We start from the raw sequence: 17583 nt of genomic DNA, 5'->3' as shown, positions 1-17583 counted from the left end.
GCGGGGCCGGAGTATGGATCAGGTAAGGGGCACCACCACATGGCAGAGCACGCGACCGACGGCTCCAACCCCGACCTGGGCCTGCTGCGCGACATCAACGGCCTCGCCAAGGACTCGCCGCACTGGGTCGACCGCGCCGTGGAGTTCGTCGGCGAGTACGGGCTGATCGTGCTCATGCTGCTGCTGGCCGGCTGGTGCTGGTGGCGGGTCGCGCGCCGCAGCGACCAGGCGCCCGCCGCCGTCGCGGGGGTCGTGTGGTCCGGCCTGGCGGCCGGGATCGCCCTGCTGCTGAACATCCCGGTGCGCGGCCTCGTGGAGCGTCCCAGACCCTTTGTGGACCACGAGGGGCTCGACGTCCTGATCAAGGGCAAGACCGACTTCTCGTTCGTGAGCGATCACGCGACCCTCACGATGGCCATGGCCGTCGGGCTGTTCATGGTCAGCCGCAAGGTGGGGATCGTCGCCATACTGATCGCGCTTGCCGAGGGCTTCTGCCGCGTCTTCATGGGCGTGCACTACCCGACCGACGTGATCGGCGGCTTCGCCCTCGGCACCGCCACGGCGCTGCTGCTCGCCCCACTCGCGATGGCCCTGCTGACGCCGGTCACGACGGCGATGGGCCGGTCCGGACTGCGCGGCCTCGTCCGGGCCCCCGCACGGCGCGGTGAGGCGTACCCGATGCCCACCGCGTACGACAAGGACCTGGCGGCCTGAGCGCCGGAAGGCATCCGGGCCCGCAGCGGACCTACAGGGCCTGCGGGAAGTCGAAGAGCCTGTCAGGGTCGTACTTCTTCTTCAACTCCGTCAGACGGGCCGCGGCCGGGCCGTAGTAGGCCTGACGCCACTCCTTCAGGGCCGGGTCGGCGTAGTTCTGGTAGGCGGAGCCCGAGGCGTAGCGGCGCATCGCCGCGTACAGCGTGTCCAGCCAGGCCGTCCGGCTGAGGGCGTCCGAGGCGATGTACTGCGCCAGGAAACGTGAGCGCCGGTGCACGAACGCGGTCGCGCCGGGGTCGACCCGGTTGATCGCGCCGCCCAGGGCGGTCAGCGCCACGCTGCCGTCGCCGCCGCCCGGGAGCGAGCCGAGCCGTTCGACCTGTCCGAGCAGGACCTGGATGCCGGCGGGCGACAGCGAGTGGTCGTAGAAGTCGGAACGGGCGGTGTACGTCTCGCGCCGCAGCTTGCCCTTGGGCTGCAGATGGCACTCGGCGGTGGCCAGGCCCGAGCAGCCGGCGTACGAGAACATCGCCTCCAAGTACGGGTGCGGGTGCGTCGAGAAGGAGGGCGGGCTGCCTCCCGCGCTCCCGGCGAGCCGGTCGACGGCGTTGGCCAGGTCGGTCCGCGAGCCGGTCGACAGGGTCGCGAGGGAGACCGTCGGTGAACCGCCTGCCGGTCCTTCCAGGTGCAGCGCCGACCAGATGTGGTCCGGCTGGTCGGGTCCCCACTCCTGCCAGGCGCGCACGACGGCCGCCGCCCGGCTCCACGGCCAGGTGGCGTACCCGGTCACGACGGAGGGCGCGGGGTGGGTGGCGAAGCGGAGCTCGGTGACGACGCCGAAGTTGCCGCAGCCGGCGCCGCGCAGCGCCCAGAAGAGGTCGGGGTTGGCGGTCGCGTCGCAGTCGAGCTGCTTGCCGTCGGCGGTGATGAGGGTGGCGCCGGTGAGGCTGTCGCAGGTCAGTCCGTACGAGCGGCTGAGCACGCCGTGGCCGCCGCCGAGGGTGAGGCCGGAGATGCCGACCGTGGGGCAGGAGCCGGCGGGGACGGTTCTGCCGTGTTCGGCGAGCCGGGAGTACACGTCGATGAGTTTCGCGCCGGCGCCGACCGTGGCGGCCGTGCCGTTGGTGGATATCGCGTTGAGCCGGGACACGTCCAGCACGAGGTGGTCCTGGCCGCCGCTGGACCAGCCCCCGTACGAATGGCCGCCGCTCCTGACCGCCAGCCGGACCGACCGGGAGCGGCGCGCGAAGTCCAGGCAGGCGCGGATGTCGTCGGGGCCCGAGGCGTAGGCGACGGCGGCGGGGCGCAGTCCGTCGAAGCGGGTGTTGTAGAGCCGGCGGGACGTGTCGTACGCGCTGTCGTCCGGGCGGATCAGCGCGCCGCCCAGGCCTTTGGCCAGGGCCGGCCAGTCCGGCGGTGAGCCGGTGGCCGCCGAACTGCCGGGGCCGCTCGGGGCGGTGGGGGCCGGGGTGCGGGTGGTGCTCGTCGGCTTCGCGTCGGCGCTGTCGCCGGTGCTGCAGCCGGTCAGCCACGTCGACGCGGCGACGCCGGTTCCGGCGCGCAGCGCATCTCGTCGGTTCACGGCCGCAGCCTCCTGCCCGGGGCCCGCGTCGGCGGGCGACTGCTCACCCTCCTACCCGCCGACGGCCGTACGCAAGGGGTGGCTGGTGCGGAAGGCCGGGAGTGACGCCCTCGGGGGGTTCAGTCGCCGGTATGGGCTTCGGCGTCCCGGCGGGCGCGGGCGCGGGCTCGGCGGGCGGGGCCCTTCCAGCCGCAGGAGCAGCGGGCGGAGGCGAAGGAGCCCTTGTCGGTGACCGTGGTGTGGTGGGTTCCGGACGGAGCTGCGTCGGGCTGGATGAGCACACGACCACGGTACGGGACGCGCGGGCGGGTCGTGGAGGTGCTGCTTCCGCGCACTCGCGCGGTTGCCGCTCCGCGCGCGCTCCGGCGCGACCGGCAATTGCCCCCCGCGGTTCGGGCCGGGCGCCGTTACGGGGGTGGGCGGCCCGTCGTTAGTCGGACGAGGCCGGTGGCGGGATACCCAGGGGGTAGCGGGCGATGGTGATGCGACGCAGGCGCTGGGTGACGGCCGCCGCCGCGGTGGGGTTCGTGTGCGGGATGACGGTGCTGACGGGTTGCGCGGGGGACGGCGCGGCCGCCGACGGCTCGGGGGCGGACCCTGGCGACGCGGTGCGCCGGTCGGCCGACGCCCTGATCAGGGCGGGGAGTTCGAGGGTCAGCACGTCGATGGAGATGGCGAGCGGCGGGACCCGGGTGGCAATCACCGGAACCGGCGGGTTCGACTACGGCAAGGGCAGCGGTGAGCTGCGGGTGACCCTCCCCAAGGACGCCGCCGGGTCTCAGGAGCACCTTCCGGTCACCGAGTTGCTGACACCCGGGGCGCTCTACATGAAGGACCGCGGCGCCGGCGTGCCCGCGGACAAGTGGGTGCGGGTGGACACCACGCGGCTCTCCGACGGCAACCTCGTGACCGGCGGCGCGACCGATCCGCTGGCGGCGGCCGAACTCCTGCGCGGGGCGCAGACGGTGGAGCTGGTCGGCGAGGAGGTGTTCCACGGGGTGAAGGTGCGGCACTTCCGGGGAGTGACGGACATCGCCCGCGCGGCCCGGGCCCGTGGCGCCTCACCGGCCACGCGGCGCCCGCTCGAGGCGGCGGCCAAGGGTTTCTCGGTGACGCGGGTGCCGTTCGATGTGTACCTCGACGCGCAGGGGCGGCCGCGGAAGGTCAGCCAGCGGTTCACCTTCAGCGGTACGACCGACGGCGGCCCGAACGGTTCGAGCACCGCTCCGCAGGCTGCGAGCAGCGCTCCCGGGGGGCCGGGCGGCAGGTCCGCCGGGCCGAGCGACGTGACGGTGTCGTCGACCACGGTGTTCGACGCCTTCGGAACGCCGGTGAACGTCGTTCTGCCGAAGTCGGCCGACATCTACAACGGGAAGATCGTTACTGCACCTCCGGAATGACGGTGGTTGAAATGGTCCTTCCGTGCCATGCGCGGACCGTGTGCGGGTGCCTACTCTGACCAGTGGCCGATGAAACCGGCCACTGCTCGAGGACGAGGAGGTGGTGCACGTGGCTTTGTCTCGCGAAACGCACATGTCTACGCATAACGGTCCAGGTCAGGATTGTGTGGCCCTCGCGGAGATCGAGCTGTGCGGTGAGCTGATGATTGCGGCTTCCGCCGCCGGTGAGGAGCGCCTGAGCTTCGCCCGGATCGACGAGGTGCTGGAAGTGGACCGGACGACGGAGCTCCAGTCGGTGCGGATCCCCGCGCAGGCGGCCCGGCGCCCGAACTGAACCACCGGCCCACGCCGCACGATCGCGTCGCCGCAGATCCGGCCGTGGAGATGTTCGTCCCGGTCGCCGGGCCGGGTCCGTCGGAACGCCACGGGCCCGGCTGCCGGTCGGGTCAGGTGCGCAGCAGCCGGGCTATGGCCGCGGTCGCCTCGGCGACCTTGTCGTCGATCTCGGGCCCGCCCTCGGCGGCGGCAGAGGCGACGCAGTGCCGCAGGTGCTCCTCCAGCAGTTGGAGGGCGAAGGACTGCAGGCCCTTGGTGCTGGCGGACACCTGCGTGAGGACGTCGATGCAGTAGACGTCCTCCTCCACCATCCGCTGCAGCCCGCGGATCTGGCCCTCGATCCGGCGCAGCCGCTTGAGGTGCGCGTCCTTGTGGTTGCTGTAGCCATGCGGGCCCGGCGGGCTGTGCGGTGCCGCGGCGCTCGGCACGGCCTTCGCGGCCCCGTCGGCCCGGCCGGTCTCGGTGGTCGTCATCCCGTTCTCCCTGCCCGAAAATACCCCTGGTGGGTATATCTTACCGATCGGCGCCTTATGTGGGCACCTCGCGGTGCTCACCCCCGGGTACCGACCCCGGTCGGGGGCACTCTTTCCGATGGGCGACACTGGGTGACGCCCATTAGCCGTGGCCGGATGATGCGCCTAGCATCAACGAGACCTGACGAGACCGAATCCGATGCACCCCGAGGACCTCACGTGCGCTTTCGTCTGACCCCCAGGGAGACGAGCTTCTATGACATGTTCGCCGCATCCGCGGACAACATCGTCACAGGTTCGAAGCTCCTCATGGAACTGCTCGGGGCCGATTCGGCCACGCGCATCGAGATCGCCGAACGGATGCGGGCCGCGGAGCACGCGGGGGACGACGCGACGCACGCGATCTTCCACCAGCTGAACTCCTCCTTCATCACACCGTTCGACCGTGAGGACATCTACAACCTCGCGTCGTGTCTCGACGACATCATGGATTACATGGAAGAGGCCGTCGACCTGGTCGTTCTCTACCAGGTGGACGAACTGCCGAAGGGTGTCGAGCAGCAGATCGAGGTGCTGGCACGGGCAGCCGTGCTGACCGCCGAGGCGATGCCGAACCTGCGGACGATGTCCAACCTCACCGAGTACTGGATCGAGATCAACCGGCTCGAGAACCAGGCGGACCAGGTCCACCGCAAGCTGCTCGCGCACCTGTTCAACGGCAAGTACGACGCCATGGACGTGTTGAAGCTCAAGCAGATCGTGGATGTGCTGGAAGAGGCCGCGGACGCGTTCGAGCACGTCGCGAACACGGTGGAGACCATCGCGGTCAAGGAGTCCTGACCTTCTGTGGACACCTTTGCACTGATCGTGACCATTGGCGTCGCGCTCGGATTCACGTACACGAACGGGTTCCACGACTCGGCGAACGCCATCGCCACGTCGGTCTCCACGCGCGCGCTGACGCCCAAGGCGGCGCTGGCCATGGCCGCGGTCATGAACCTGGCCGGCGCCTTCCTCGGCAGCGGCGTAGCCAAAACGGTCAGCAAGGGGCTCATCGAGACGCCGCACGGCCGGGCCGGGATGGCGATCCTGTTCGCGGCCCTGGTGGGCGCGATCGTATGGAATCTGGTGACCTGGTCCTACGGTCTACCGTCGAGTTCCAGCCACGCCCTGTTCGGCGGAATGGTCGGCGCGGCCCTCGCGGGCGGGACCACCGTCTACTGGTCGGGCGTGCTCGACAAGGTCGTCATCCCGATGTTCCTGTCGCCGTTGGTCGGCCTGGTGGTCGGCTATCTGGTGATGCTCACCATTCTGTGGATGTTCCGTAAGTCCAACCCGCACAAGGCCAAGCGCGGTTTCCGGATAGCGCAGACGGTTTCGGCGGCGGCGATGGCGCTGGGTCACGGCCTGCAGGACGCGCAGAAGACGATGGGCATCGTCGTGATGGCGCTGACCATCGCCGATGTCCAGGACAGCGACTCCATCCCGATCTGGGTGAAGTTCGCGTGCGCGGCCATGCTGTCGCTCGGCACCTACGCCGGTGGTTGGCGGATCATGCGGACGCTGGGGCGCCGCATCATCGAGCTGGACCCGCCGCAGGGTTTCGCGGCCGAGACGACCGCCGCCTCGATCCTCTACACGACCTCGTACGTTTTCCAGGCCCCGGTCTCGACGACGCACGTGATCACCTCGGCGATCATGGGTGTCGGCGCGACCAAGCGGGTCAAGGCCGTGCGCTGGGGTGTCGCCAAGAACATCGTGGCCGGCTGGTTCATCACGATGCCGGCCGCGGCCATCGTCGCCGCCGTCAGCTACTGGATCATCGAGCTGGTCTTCTGACCTGACGCGTGACGTGAGCAACGGAAAATGGGCCCGCCCCCCTCACGGGGGCGGGCCCTTCGCCTTGCGGTGGCACCGCCATGCAGCACCGCAAAGCGGGTCGGATCGCCGGCTTAGCCGAAGCGGCCGGAGATGTAGTCCTCGGTGGCCTGGACCGACGGGTTGGAGAAGATCCGCTCGGTGTCGTCCAGCTCGATGAGCTTGCCGGGCTGGCCGATGGCCGAGAGGTTGAAGAACGCGGTGCGGTCCGAGACGCGCGCCGCCTGCTGCATGTTGTGCGTCACGATCACGATCGTGAAGCGCGACTTCAGCTCCCCGATCAGGTCCTCGATCGCGAGGGTGGAGATCGGGTCGAGCGCCGAGCAGGGCTCGTCCATCAGCAGGACCTGCGGCTCGACCGCGATGGCGCGGGCGATGCACAGCCGCTGCTGCTGACCGCCGGACAGGCCGGAGCCGGGCTTGTTCAGCCGGTCCTTGACCTCGTTCCAGAGGTTGGCGCCCTTGAGGGACTTCTCGACGACGTTCTCCAGCTCGTTCTTGCGGCGCATGCCGTTGAGCCGGAGGCCGGCCGCCACGTTGTCGAAGATCGACATCGTGGGGAACGGGTTCGGGCGCTGGAAGACCATCCCGACCGTGCGGCGGACCGCCACCGGGTCGACTCCCGTGCCGTAGAGGTTCTCGTCGTCCAGCATGACCTTGCCCTCGACGCGGCCGCCGGGGGTGACCTCGTGCATCCGGTTCAAGGTGCGCAGGAAGGTGGACTTGCCGCAGCCGGACGGGCCGATGAAGGCCGTCACGGAGCGGGGCTCGACGGTCATCGAGATGTCGTCGATCGCCTTGTGGTTGCTGTAGTAAGCGGAGAGGCCGCTCACGTCGATGCGCTTGGCCATGGTGGGGCTCACAATCAGATGGTCGCTGGGTTGGTCGCGTCAGCGACCGGTCTTGGGGGCCTTCCAGCGGGCGATGCCGCGAGCCACCACGTTCAGGATCATGACGAAGGCGATCAGTACCAGGGCCGCGGCCCAGGCTCGGTCGTACGACGCGTCGTTGCCGTTCTGGAACTGCTCGAAGACGTAGTACGACAGGGAGGACTGGCCGCCCTCGAAGGGGTTGTTGTTGATGATCTGGCTGCCGAAGACCAGCAGCATGATCGGCGCGGTCTCGCCGGTGATGCGGGCGATGGCCAGCATGATGCCGGTCGTGATGCCGCCGATGGCCGTGGGCAGGACCACCTTGATGATGGTGCGCCACTTCGGGACGCCCAGCGCGAGGGACGCCTCGCGCAGCTCGTTCGGGACGAGCTTGAGCATCTCCTCGGTGGAGCGGACCACGACCGGCAGCATCAGGATCGTCAGGGCCATCGAGCCGGCGAAGCCGGACGGGCCGTTGCCGAGCATCAGGACCCAGACCGTCAGGATGAACAGGCCGGCGACGATCGACGGGATACCCGTCATGACGTCCACGAAGAACGTGACGGCCTTGGCGAGCTTGCCCTTGCCGTACTCGACCAGGTAGATCGCCGTCAGCAGACCGATCGGGGTGGCGATCAGCGTCGCGATGCCGACCTGCTCCACGGTGCCGATGATCGCGTGGTAGATGCCGCCGCCGGGCTGGATCGTGATGACCCCGCCCATCGAGTGGCTCAGGAAGTTGCCGTCCAGGACCTTGAGGCCCTTGGTGATCGTCGTCGCGACCAGCGAGTACAGCGGCACGACGGCCAGGATGAAGCAGGCCCAGACGACACTGGTGACGACCCGGTCCTTGGCCTGCCTGCGGCCCTCGACGGCCGTGGTCACCGCGTAGGTGCCGACCACGAAGAACAGCAGCGAGATCAGGCCCCACTGGACCCGGCTCTCCAGCCCGGCCGCGAGACCGAGGCCGACACCGAGCACGATCGCGGCACCGGCGATGCCGGCCGGTGCCCAGCGGGGCATCCGGCGCTGCGACAGCCGCTGCGTCGTCGGGACCGCGGTGGGCGCCTTGTCGGCGATGGCGTGGCTCATGCGTTGGCCCCCGAGTACTCCTTGCGGCGGGCGATGATCAGGCGGGCCGCGCCGTTCACCAGCAGCGTGATGACGAACAGGACGAGCCCGGAGGCGATCAGCGCGTCACGTCCGAACGGTGACGCCTCGCCGAACTTGGCGGCGATGTTCTGCGCGAAGGTCCCGCCGACCGGGTCGAGGAGCTTCGCGGACAGCACCGGCGAGGCCGACAGGACCGTGGCCACGGCCATCGTCTCGCCCAGCGCGCGGCCGAGGCCGAGCATCGAGGCGCTGATGATTCCGGAGCGGGCGAACGGCAGCACCGACATCCGGATGACTTCCCAGCGGGTCGCGCCGAGCGCGAGCGCCGCTTCCTCGTGCATCTTCGGCACCTGCCGGAAGACCTCACGGCTGACGTTGGTGATGATCGGCAGGATCATGATCGCCAGCAGGATGCCGACGGTGAAGAGCGAACGGGCCGCGCCCTCGGGGTCGGTCTTGTCGAAGATCCCGGTCCAGCCGAGGTACGTGTCGAGCCAGAGGTTCAGGCCCTTCATGTGCGGCACGAGGTAGATCGCGCCCCACAGGCCGTAGATGATGCTCGGGATCGCGGCGAGCAGGTCGACGACGTAGGCGAGCGGGGTGGCCAGCCGGCGCGGCGCGTAGTGCGAGATGAACAGCGCGATGCCGACCGCGATCGGGACGGCGAGGGCCATCGCGATCACCGAGCTGACGATCGTGCCGTAGATCAGGACGCCGATGCCGAAGACCGGCGGGGTCGCGTTGGCGTCCCATTCGAAGCTGGTGAAGAAGTTCGCGTGGTCCTGGGAGATGGCGTGCGTCGCGCGGATCGTGAGGAAGACGGCGATCGAGGCCATGACGACCAGGAGGAGGATGCCGGAGCCGCGGGAGAGGCCGCTGAAGACGCGGTCCCCGACGCGGGTCACGGAACCCTGGGCGATGGGGGGAGGCAGTGCGCTGTCTGTCGGGGTTATGTCCATGAGGTTCTCCGGTCTGGGTGGGGGATGGCTCCCCCGGCGGCGGTGCACCGGAATGTGCGGCCGGCCCCGTGCGGTACGGGGCCGGCCGCGCGTACTAGGAGAGGGTCGCGATCTGGGCGCGGACCTTGGTGGCGATCTCCGTCGGCAGCGGCGCGTAGCCGATGGCGGAGAGGCCCTTCTGGCCGTCCTCGCTCGCGATGTAGGTGAGGAAGGACTTCGCCAGCTCGGCCGTCTCGGCCTTGTTGCCCTTGTCGCAGGCGATCTCGTACGTGACGAGGGCCAGCGGGTAGGCGCCCTCGGCCTTCGTGTCGTAGGCCAGCTTCAGCGCCAGGTCGGTGCCGGTGCCGGTGATCTTGGCCTCGGCGATGGCCTTGGAGGCGTTCTCCGAGGTGGCGGCGACGGGGGCGGCCGCGCCGGTGGCGAGCTTGACCGTCTGCAGGTTGTTCGCGGTGGCGAACGAGAGCTCGAAGTAGCCGATGGTGCCCTCGGCCTGCTTCACGTTCGAGGCGATGTCGGCGGAGCCGGGGGCGGACTGGCCGCCCTTGCCCTTCCAGGCCTTCGCGTGCTCGTAGGGCCACTCGGCCTTGGCCGTCGCGTTGAAGTACTTGGTCAGGTTGTCCGTGGTGCCCGAGTCCGTCGAGCGGTGGAACGCCTGGATGTTGCTGCTGGGGAGCTTGGCGGTCGGGTTGAGCTTCTTGATCGCCTCGTCGTCCCACTTGGTGATCGTCGAGTTGAAGATCTTCGCGAGGGTCGGCGCGTCCAGGACCAGGTTGTCGATGCCCGGGAGGTGGTAGCCGATCGCGATCGGGCCGCCGACCATCGGGAGGTCGATGCCCTGGCCGCCGGTGCAGATCTTCTTCGAGGTGGCGACCTCTTCGGGCTTCAGCGGCGAGTCGGAGCCCGCGATGCTGACGGTGCCCTGGTTGAAGTTGGTGACGCCCTCGCCCGAGGACGAGCTCTTGTAGTTGATGTTCGTGCCCTTGCACGCCTGCATGTAGTTCTTGACCCAGACGTCCATCGCGTTCTTCTGCGCGCTGGAGCCGGAGACCAGCAGCTGACCCGACTTGGCGCACGCGATGGAGCTCTTCGCGGCGTCCGTCGTCTTGGCTCCATCGGTCGAAGCGTTGTCGTCGGAACCACAGGCGGTCAGGACCAACGCGCTGGAAACCGCGACCGCGCCGACGGTCAGGGCGCGCAGTCCGCTGTTACGGAAAAGCTTCACCTTCTGTGTTCCTTCCAGGAGCCCGCCGGTGGACGGCGAAGCAGAGGTATGGAGTTCTGCATCCACCCGGCGCAGCGTGATGCTCACCGGTAAGGCCGAAATTAGGCAGGCGAAGTGAATCGACCGGCGGGAGAGGGTGAACGCAAGGTGAACCTCGTCTATCAGTGCGGGGCGGGCTGTCGCGAGTGCCGCTCCGTGGGGCGCGAGGGAGCCGTGGGACGGGTGATTTCGGGCGCGCTGGAGCGGACCGGGCGGCCGGAGCGCGCGCCGGTGCCTTGGCCGGGACCGGCTAGGCCGTGTCTGACAAATGGCGGCGTCCGCCCGGAGGGCGGGGCCCGGGGCGTCTGGTGCGTGCGATCGCAAGGCGGAGGGTCGTCCTCGTACCGGGGTACGTGGATGAGCCCGACAACGCAGCGAGCGTGCGTGCCAGGCGTTCCGGGCCAGGCGGGATTTGTCAGACACGGCCTAGCGGTGGTGGGCGGCGCCGGGGTGTACGGCGCGCAGCATGGCGTCGACGAGCGGGCGGTCGTGCTCGTACGTGAGCCGGGCGCGCGCGGCGTCCGGGGCGAGCCAGACGAGGCGGTCGACCTCGTCGTTGACGGCGAAGGTGCCGCCGGCGGCCTCGGCGGCCCAGTAGCGGACCTCCTTGGGGCGCCCCTCGACGAGGTAGCGGGCGGTCGGCAGCGCCGCGCCGAGCACGCACTCCATGCCGGTCTCCTCGCGGACCTCCCGCAGCGCGGCGGCCGCCCAGTCCTCGCCTCGCTTGAGCTTGCCCTTCGGGTGCGACCAGTCGTCGTACCTGGGTCGGCGGATCAGCGCGATCTCCAGGCCGCCGTCATGGGGCGAACGGCGCCAGAGGACCGCGCCCGCGGCCAGGACGGGGGATTGCTCTGCCGGGGAGTTCGGCGACGGCGGCATCGTGGATCACCTCGAACCGGGGACGGTGGCGGTGGTCGGCTGGGGGAGGGGGGTGCGCTGCCAGAGGCGGGCGAAGGCGAAGCGGGCCGCCTCGACCTCCTGGCGCTGGTCGGCGTGGAGCACGCCCAGCGCGTACGCGGTCGCCGGGGCGATCCGCGGGGTGCGGGCGGCGGCCGCGACGGCGTTGGCGGACTCGGCGGCCTCGCGGTGCCGCTCCAGCAGCCGGGCCGCGTCCTTGAGGCGGTCGCGCAGGTTCTCCCCGGTGTCCCGGGAGCCCGCTGCGCCCTCGAAGTACGGCTCGTCGGGTGGGCAGACCTCGGCGGCGTAGCGGCTGAGCCGCAGCAGGGTGCGGGCCCGGTGCCACGGTGTGTCCTGCAGGTCGCTGGTCAGCTCGGGGCCGAGCGCGGCGCGCACCGCGTCGGCGTTGTACGGGTGCCCCGCGCGCGCCAGCGGCAGGGCGGCCGCCGCCTCGGCGAGCCGGCGGTGCGCCGCCTCCGCGAGCGGGGGGAGCCGCACGGTGGCGGGCGCGTCGGCCGCAGCGGCCAGCGGCACCTCCGAGGCCAGTACGGCGACGGCGTCGGCCACCGCGTGGAACCGCGACGAGCCCAGCGACTGCAGCGCGGCGGAGTGCGCCCGGGTGCGCGCCAGTGTCAGCTGGCGCTCCAGCAGCGCGCCCGCGCGGGCCGCGCCGACGGCCAGCGGCCCCTGCGTGCCGGCGGCGGATCCCTTGGTCGGGGCCGGGGCCGGGTCGTCGGAGTCGTCCGGGTGGTCACCGTCGCGGGCCTGCGGGTCGGGCTCCGAGGCCAGCCGGTGCAGGGCGGAGAGCAGCCGGGCGAGCCGGGCGGCGTGCTGGTGCTCGTGGGCCAGAGCCGAGGAGAGCCAGCCGAGCTCGGTACGCAGCGGATCGGCCCAGCCGGGGTCGGTGAGCGTCCCGTACGTGTGCAGGGTCGCGCCGATCCGGCGGGCCGACCGGCGCAGCAGGAGCCCGGCGGCGGCGCCGTCGTCGTCCCCTTGGGCGCTCTGACTGAGCGCGCGCAGGAACGTGGACGCCTGCTCATGGAGGTAGCCGGAGACCACCTCCCCCGCGCTCAGCGCGCCGAGGGGGGCCGGGCCTGCCGGCGCTCCGTCGAGGACGACGGCCGGCGGGCCGGCCTGGGGGGCGTACGCGGTGTCACGGTGTCGCTGGGCCACGCCGGCGCCTCCGGGCGTCGATGAGCATCTCCTGGACGTTGCGCAGCTGCTGCCCGTCGGGGCCGGCGCTGTGGCGGGTCCAGTTCCCGTCCGCCGCGAGGTGCCAGGACGAGGTGTCGTCCGACATCCCCGTCTCCAGCAGGCGGTTGAGGGTGGCGCGGTGGGCCGGGTCGGCGACCCTGACCAGCGCCTCGATGCGGCGGTCGAGGTTACGGTGCATCATGTCGGCGCTGCCGAACCAGACTTCCGGTTCGCCGCCGTTGCCGAACGCGAACACCCGGGAGTGTTCGAGGAACCGCCCCAGGATGCTGCGGACCCGGATGTTCTCCGAGAGCCCGACGACGCCCGGCCGGACCGCGCAGATGCCGCGTACCCAGATGTCGACGGGCACGCCGGCCTGCGAGGCGCGGTAGAGGGCGTCGATGATTCCCTCGTCGACGATGGAGTTGAGCTTCATCCGGACGTAGGCGGGGCGCCCGTCCCGGTGGTGGCCGATCTCCTCCATGATCCGGGAGACCAGGCCGTCGCGGAGGTTGCGGGGTGCGACCAGCAGGCGGTTGTAGACCTCGCGGCGCGAGTAGCCCGACAGCCGGTTGAACAGGTGGGAGAGGTCGGCGCCGACCTGCGGGTCGGCGGTGAGCAGCCCCAGGTCCTCGTAGAGCCGGGCGGTCTTGGGGTGGTAGTTGCCGGTGCCGACGTGGCTGTAGCGGCGCAGCGTGTCGCCCTCCTGGCGCACCACGAGCGACAGCTTGCAGTGCGTCTTCAGCCCCACGAGGCCGTAGACGACGTGGCAGCCGGCCTCCTCCAGCTTGCGGGCCCACTTGATGTTGGCCTGCTCGTCGAAGCGGGCCTTGATCTCGACGAGGACGAGGACCTGCTTGCCGGCCTCGGCGGCGTCGATGAGCGCGTCCACGATGGGGGAGTCGCCGGAGGTGCGGTAGAGCGTCTGCTTGATCGCCAGTACGTCCGGGTCGGCCGCCGCCTGGTCCAGGAAGGTCTGGACGGAGGTCGAGAAGGAGTCGTACGGGTGGTGCAGCAGCACGTCGCGTTCGCGCAGCGCCGCGAAGATGTCGGGCGCGGACGCCGATTCGACCTCGGCCAGGTCGCGGTGGGTGCCGGCGACGTACTTGGAGAACTTGAGCTCCGGCCGGTCGAGCCCCGCTATCGCGAACAGCCCGGTCAGGTCGAGCGGGCCGGGCAGCGGGTAGACCTCGGTGTGCTTCATCTTCAGCTCGTGCACGAGCAGGTCGAGCACCCGCGGAGCAATCGATTCTTCTACTTCGAGGCGCACCGGCGGCCCGAAGCGGCGCCGCATCAGCTCCCGTTCCAGGGCCTGGAGCAGGTTCTCGGTGTCGTCCTCCTCCACCTCCAGGTCCTCGTTGCGGGTGACCCGGAACATGTGGTGGTCCAGGACCTCCATGCCGGGGAAGAGCTCCTCCAGGTGGGCGGCGATGACGTCCTCCAGCGGGACGTAGCGCTGCGGGCTCGCCTCGAGGAAGCGGGAGAGGATCGGCGGCACCTTCACCCGGGCGAAGTGCTCGTGCCCGGAGACCGGGTTGCGCACGACGACCGCCAGGTTCAGGGACAGCCCGGAGATGTACGGGAAGGGGTGCGCCGGGTCGACGGCCAGCGGGGTCAGCACGGGGAAGATCTGCTGCCGGAAGAGGGTGAACAGGCGCGCCTGCTCCTTGTCCGTCAGCTCCGCCCAGCGGATGACGTGAATGCCCTCGTCGGCCAGCTGCGGTGCGATGTCGTTCTGGAAGCAGGCGGCGTGCCGGGCCATGAGCTCCCGGGACCGGGTGAGTATCAGGTCCAGTACGTCGCGGGGCTGCAGGCCGGAGGCCGAACGGGTGGCGACACCGGTGGCCATGCGGCGCTTCAGGCCGGCGACCCGGACCATGAAGAACTCGTCCAGGTTGCTGGCGAAGATCGCGAGGAAGTTGGCCCGCTCGAGGAGCGGCGTGGCCGGGTCCTCGGCGAGTTCCAGCACGCGTTCGTTGAACGCGAGCCAGCTGCGCTCCCGGTCCAGGAACCGGCCCTGGGGGAGGTCGTCGTCCTCACCCTCGGTGGCGGGAGCGAGGACGGCCTCCGCGTCGGAGACGAGCTGGGGACGGAATGGGACGGGGACAGCGGCCGCCCCATTGGGCTGACCGGGAACTCCGGGTTGATTCATCGAGGCCATGGAGTACGAGCCCTCCTCCGGTTCCGGCACGTCGAACACGTCGTACGGCCTGCCGGGCGCCCTCGGGGAGCGAGCCGGAGCCGTCTGTCCATTGTCCCGTGCCGAACGGGAAAGCGGCAGGTCGGGCGGTGGGGGGTGAGGTGACCCGTGGGGAGGGCCGGGAGAGCGGGCAGCGGGCTGCATTCCGTGATGCTCGCAAGCCTGTCTGAATCAGCGGTAACGAGAACATGACGGGCCGGAATGCGGGGGGCGACCCCGTGGTGCACAAAGTTGCAGTACCGGCTCGGAACGATTCCGGTCCGGTGTCGGGCGGGCTGACCGGGCGGTGGTGCGATAGCTCCGAGGTGTCCTGCCCGCTGCCCTCAGCTCTCCGTGCGGTACATCAGGTCGGTCTCGTGGGTCGTGAAGCCCAGCCGCTCGTAGACGGTGACGGCCGCGATGTTGTCCGCGTCCACGTAGAGCATCGCGGTGGGCAGCTTCCCGGTGTCGGCGAGGTGGCGCAGGCCGATCGCCGTGAGCGCCTTCCCCAGGCCGCTGCCCTGCTCGTCCGGGTGGACGCCGACGACGTACACCTCGCCGAGCCGGTCCTCGCGGTGCACCTTCGTCCAGTGGAAGCCGACGATGTCGTCCCCGCGGACGGCGAGGAAGAAGCCGGCCGGGTCGAACCACGGCTCGCCCTTGCGGTCGTCCAGGTCACGCTGGGTGAGCGAGCCCTGCTCGGGGTGGTGGGCGAACGCGGCGGCGTTCACCGCCAGCCAGGCGGCGTCGTCCTGCCCGGGTACGAAGGTCCGTACGGTGACGCCCGCCGGGATCACCGGCTCCGGCAGCGCGGGGCCGCCGTCGAGCGGCCTGCGAAGCTGCCGCAGCTCGCGGAAGAGGCTCAGCCCGAGCTGCACGGCCAGGTGCCGGGCGGCCGGGTGGCCGCCGTGCGCCCACACCCGCAGCCGCTTGCCGCTGGCTCCGAGCAGCGCCCGGCCGAGTGCCAGGCCGTGGCCGTGCGTGCGGTGGGCGGTGCTGATCAGGAACTCGGCGGCGGGCGGCTCGACCGGGTCGGTGTCCTCGAGCTGTCCGTAGCCGACGATGTCGTCCCCGAGGTGGAGCAGCAGGTGCCGGACGCCGGGACGGGCGCCACCGCGCAGATTGAGGCGCCCCTGCTCGGAGACCGCCCACTGCCCGTCGCTCGCCGCAGCCTCGCCGAGCAGCGCGAGCACGTCCCGCGCGGTGTCGGGCGCGAGCGCGTCCACGGTCTCGATACGCCGGGTGGACGGGCTGGGCTGCGCGGCGTCGGTCATGAACCCGAGCCTACGACCCGGTGATCGGTGATTTCGCCCCCATGGACCCTGCGGACTCCGTCGGCTTCGGGAAGTCGTCGGGGCGCCGGTCCACCGCGCCCGCCACCGGATCGCGGGAGGGGACGAGGACGGCCGCGACGCAGGCGGCCGCCCCCGCGACGGCGAAGCCGGGCCAGTAGCCGGCGCCGGTGATCAGGGCGCCCATGACGGGCGGGACCAGGGCGGCCGTCAGGTTCTGCCCGGTGTTGTGGACGCCCAGCGCGCGGCCGGACCAGGCGGGCCCGGCGCCCTCGGCGGTTGCGGTGAAGGACAGGCCGTTGGTGCTGGCCGTGATGCCGATGGCCAGGACGAGGGCGACGTCGGTGAGGGGGGAGGGGAAGGCCGCGGTCAGCGCGGTGGCCCCGACGACCGCCGCGGTGACCAGGGCGAGCTGTCGCATCGGCCGCATCCGGCTGCCGACCCGGTCCGACCAGCGGCCCACGACGATCCGCGAGACCGCGCCCAGCCCCTGGCCCACCGCCACCAGCTGCCCGGCCGCGACCGGCGACCAGCCGCGTACGTCGACCAGCAGCACCAGCGCGAAGGCGCCCGCTGTGAACTGCGGGACGACCAGCAGCGCGCCCGAGCCGTGGATGCGCCACAGCACCTTCGAACCCCGGTACGGGTTGGCGGTCCGGACCGCGGTGTCCTTGACGGCGCGGGCCGGGTCGGCGGCGAACACGGCGATCAGTGTCGCGATCACCCCGCAGACCACGGCGAGGAAGCCGATCGCGCCCCGCACCCCGTACGCGGCGGCGATCGGCGGCATGGTCAGCGCCGCCATGGCCATGCCCAGCGGGGTGGAGGTCTGCCGGATGCCCATGGCCAGCCCGCGCTCCTGGACGGAGAACCAGCCCATCACCAGCCGGCCGCTCGCCGAGTAGACCGAGGCGGAGGCCGCGCCCGCCAGGACGAGGACCAGGCCGAACGCGGCCATGGAGTGGATCGTCGCGGCGACCCCGAGCAGTGCGGCCGCCAGCCCCAGCCCCGAGGAGATGACGACGCGTTCGCCCCAGCGGTCGGCGGCGGCGCCCCAGGCGATCAGGGCCAGCACCAGCCCCGCCGTCGGGCAGGCGGCGAGCAGGCCGACCTGGGTGAGGGAGAGGTGCTCCGCGGAGCGCAACTCGTCGGCGAGGGACGGGATCGCGTAGACGAACGCGCAGGCCGAGGTCTGCGCGGCGGTCCCCAGGGCGAGCATCAGCCAGCGGATGGATGTCCGGGGCCGGGGTGGAGGGGAATCGGGCGTCTGCATCGCTGGGTGCGCCTCCTCGGTCGGTGGTGGACACAACTATGCCGCCGTACTGCATGGTGAGACAGAGCGTTTCGTATCGTGGGATGCCGAGTTGGGGGCGGTCGGCGTGACACTGGAGTTTCGCGAGTCGATATCAGGTTTTAACCCTCGAACGCCTGTC

At 70.9% G+C, this 17583-nt stretch carries 17 protein-coding genes; 5 read left to right on the top strand and 12 right to left on the bottom strand.

The window, feature by feature from the left end; translation table 11 throughout:
* The first annotated feature begins 39 nt into the window (after positions 1 to 39).
* Positions 40 to 714: a phosphatase PAP2 family protein gene (locus O3X23_RS16155; RefSeq protein ID WP_269272062.1), complete on the top strand. Its 675-nt coding sequence runs from the start codon at positions 40 to 42 to the stop codon at positions 712 to 714.
* Between the two features lie 31 nt (positions 715 to 745).
* Here the strand turns inward: O3X23_RS16155 and O3X23_RS16150 are convergent, their stop codons facing one another.
* A complete protein-coding gene (locus tag O3X23_RS16150) occupies positions 746 to 2296 on the bottom strand; it encodes an FAD-binding oxidoreductase (RefSeq protein WP_269272061.1) in 1551 nt (516 codons plus the stop codon).
* A 119-nt stretch (positions 2297 to 2415) separates the two neighbouring features.
* Entirely contained in the window at positions 2416 to 2577 is a 162-nt protein-coding gene (locus O3X23_RS16145) for a hypothetical protein (protein WP_269272060.1), read from the bottom strand.
* A gap of 195 nt (positions 2578 to 2772) precedes the next feature.
* Between O3X23_RS16145 and O3X23_RS16135 the strand changes: the two genes are divergently transcribed.
* Together O3X23_RS16135 and O3X23_RS16130 are read left to right on the top strand one after the other, a co-directional pair.
* Complete coding sequence (locus O3X23_RS16135; RefSeq protein ID WP_443047863.1) at positions 2773 to 3696, top strand: hypothetical protein; 924 nt, start codon at positions 2773 to 2775, stop codon at positions 3694 to 3696.
* Positions 3697 to 3829: 133 nt separating this feature from the next.
* Positions 3830 to 4030 (top strand): hypothetical protein, encoded by a 201-nt coding sequence (locus tag O3X23_RS16130; protein ID WP_269272081.1) that lies wholly within the window; start codon positions 3830 to 3832, stop codon positions 4028 to 4030.
* 112 nt (positions 4031 to 4142) lie between these two features.
* Here the strand turns inward: O3X23_RS16130 and O3X23_RS16125 are convergent, their stop codons facing one another.
* Positions 4143 to 4505, bottom strand: coding sequence for a metal-sensitive transcriptional regulator (locus tag O3X23_RS16125; protein WP_269272059.1), 363 nt, complete (start codon positions 4503 to 4505; stop codon positions 4143 to 4145).
* 219 nt (positions 4506 to 4724) lie between these two features.
* Here O3X23_RS16125 and O3X23_RS16120 point away from each other — a divergent pair, with 219 nt between their 5' ends.
* Together O3X23_RS16120 and O3X23_RS16115 are read left to right on the top strand one after the other, a co-directional pair.
* Positions 4725 to 5345, top strand: coding sequence for a DUF47 domain-containing protein (locus O3X23_RS16120; RefSeq protein ID WP_138358477.1), 621 nt, complete (start codon positions 4725 to 4727; stop codon positions 5343 to 5345).
* Positions 5346 to 5351: 6 nt separating this feature from the next.
* Entirely contained in the window at positions 5352 to 6344 is a 993-nt protein-coding gene (locus O3X23_RS16115) for an inorganic phosphate transporter (RefSeq protein ID WP_269272058.1), read from the top strand.
* Between the two features lie 113 nt (positions 6345 to 6457).
* Here O3X23_RS16115 and pstB read toward each other — a convergent pair whose 3' ends face one another.
* The 9 genes from pstB to O3X23_RS16070 form a co-directional block, all read right to left on the bottom strand.
* The gene (pstB, locus tag O3X23_RS16110; protein WP_269272080.1) at positions 6458 to 7234 is read right to left on the bottom strand and encodes a phosphate ABC transporter ATP-binding protein PstB; all 777 of its coding nucleotides are present in this window, start codon (positions 7232 to 7234) and stop codon (positions 6458 to 6460) included.
* 39 nt (positions 7235 to 7273) lie between these two features.
* Positions 7274 to 8347 (bottom strand): phosphate ABC transporter permease PstA, encoded by a 1074-nt coding sequence (pstA, locus tag O3X23_RS16105; protein ID WP_269272057.1) that lies wholly within the window; start codon positions 8345 to 8347, stop codon positions 7274 to 7276.
* Positions 8344 to 9327 carry a phosphate ABC transporter permease subunit PstC gene (gene pstC, locus O3X23_RS16100; protein WP_269272056.1) on the bottom strand — a complete coding sequence of 328 codons (984 nt, stop codon included), beginning with the start codon at positions 9325 to 9327 and terminating at the stop codon, positions 8344 to 8346. The genes pstA and pstC overlap by 4 nt, the downstream gene beginning before the upstream one ends.
* A gap of 94 nt (positions 9328 to 9421) precedes the next feature.
* Entirely contained in the window at positions 9422 to 10549 is a 1128-nt protein-coding gene (gene pstS / locus O3X23_RS16095; RefSeq protein WP_269272055.1) for a phosphate ABC transporter substrate-binding protein PstS, read from the bottom strand.
* Between the two features lie 465 nt (positions 10550 to 11014).
* Positions 11015 to 11467, bottom strand: a complete 453-nt coding sequence (locus O3X23_RS16090; protein WP_269272054.1) for an NUDIX hydrolase — start codon at positions 11465 to 11467, stop codon at positions 11015 to 11017.
* Positions 11468 to 11473: 6 nt separating this feature from the next.
* Positions 11474 to 12658, bottom strand: coding sequence for a CHAD domain-containing protein (locus tag O3X23_RS16085; protein ID WP_443047862.1), 1185 nt, complete (start codon positions 12656 to 12658; stop codon positions 11474 to 11476).
* Complete coding sequence (locus O3X23_RS16080; RefSeq protein WP_269272053.1) at positions 12639 to 15023, bottom strand: RNA degradosome polyphosphate kinase; 2385 nt, start codon at positions 15021 to 15023, stop codon at positions 12639 to 12641. Before O3X23_RS16080 ends, O3X23_RS16085 begins: the two co-directional genes overlap by 20 nt.
* Positions 15024 to 15202: 179 nt before the next feature.
* Positions 15203 to 16132, bottom strand: coding sequence for a mycothiol synthase (mshD, locus tag O3X23_RS16075; protein ID WP_269272052.1), 930 nt, complete (start codon positions 16130 to 16132; stop codon positions 15203 to 15205).
* Positions 16133 to 16142: 10 nt separating this feature from the next.
* Positions 16143 to 17423 (bottom strand): MFS transporter, encoded by a 1281-nt coding sequence (locus O3X23_RS16070; RefSeq protein ID WP_269272051.1) that lies wholly within the window; start codon positions 17421 to 17423, stop codon positions 16143 to 16145.
* Between the last annotated feature and the right edge of the window lie 160 nt (positions 17424 to 17583).

Source organism: Streptomyces sp. H39-S7 (assembly GCF_027158205.1).
Taxonomy (GTDB): Bacteria; Actinomycetota; Actinomycetes; order Streptomycetales; family Streptomycetaceae; genus Actinacidiphila.
This window is presented reverse-complemented; position numbering and strand designations above follow the sequence as displayed.

Bases quoted from the DNA above. Each gene is read 5' to 3' on its own strand.
- O3X23_RS16090 (WP_269272054.1), bottom strand. From the start codon at position 11,467: ATGCCGCCGTCGCCGAACTCCCCGGCAGAGCAATCCCCCGTCCTGGCC.
- pstC (WP_269272056.1), bottom strand. From the start codon at position 9,327: ATGGACATAACCCCGACAGACAGCGCACTGCCTCCCCCCATCGCCCAG.
- O3X23_RS16070 (WP_269272051.1), bottom strand. From the start codon at position 17,423: ATGCAGACGCCCGATTCCCCTCCACCCCGGCCCCGGACATCCATCCGC.
- O3X23_RS16155 (WP_269272062.1), top strand. From the start codon at position 40: ATGGCAGAGCACGCGACCGACGGCTCCAACCCCGACCTGGGCCTGCTG.
- pstB (WP_269272080.1), bottom strand. From the start codon at position 7,234: ATGGCCAAGCGCATCGACGTGAGCGGCCTCTCCGCTTACTACAGCAAC.
- O3X23_RS16135 (WP_443047863.1), top strand. From the start codon at position 2,773: ATGGTGATGCGACGCAGGCGCTGGGTGACGGCCGCCGCCGCGGTGGGG.
- pstA (WP_269272057.1), bottom strand. From the start codon at position 8,347: ATGAGCCACGCCATCGCCGACAAGGCGCCCACCGCGGTCCCGACGACG.
- O3X23_RS16130 (WP_269272081.1), top strand. From the start codon at position 3,830: ATGTCTACGCATAACGGTCCAGGTCAGGATTGTGTGGCCCTCGCGGAG.
- O3X23_RS16080 (WP_269272053.1), bottom strand. From the start codon at position 15,023: ATGCAGCCCGCTGCCCGCTCTCCCGGCCCTCCCCACGGGTCACCTCAC.
- mshD (WP_269272052.1), bottom strand. From the start codon at position 16,132: ATGACCGACGCCGCGCAGCCCAGCCCGTCCACCCGGCGTATCGAGACC.
- O3X23_RS16125 (WP_269272059.1), bottom strand. From the start codon at position 4,505: ATGACGACCACCGAGACCGGCCGGGCCGACGGGGCCGCGAAGGCCGTG.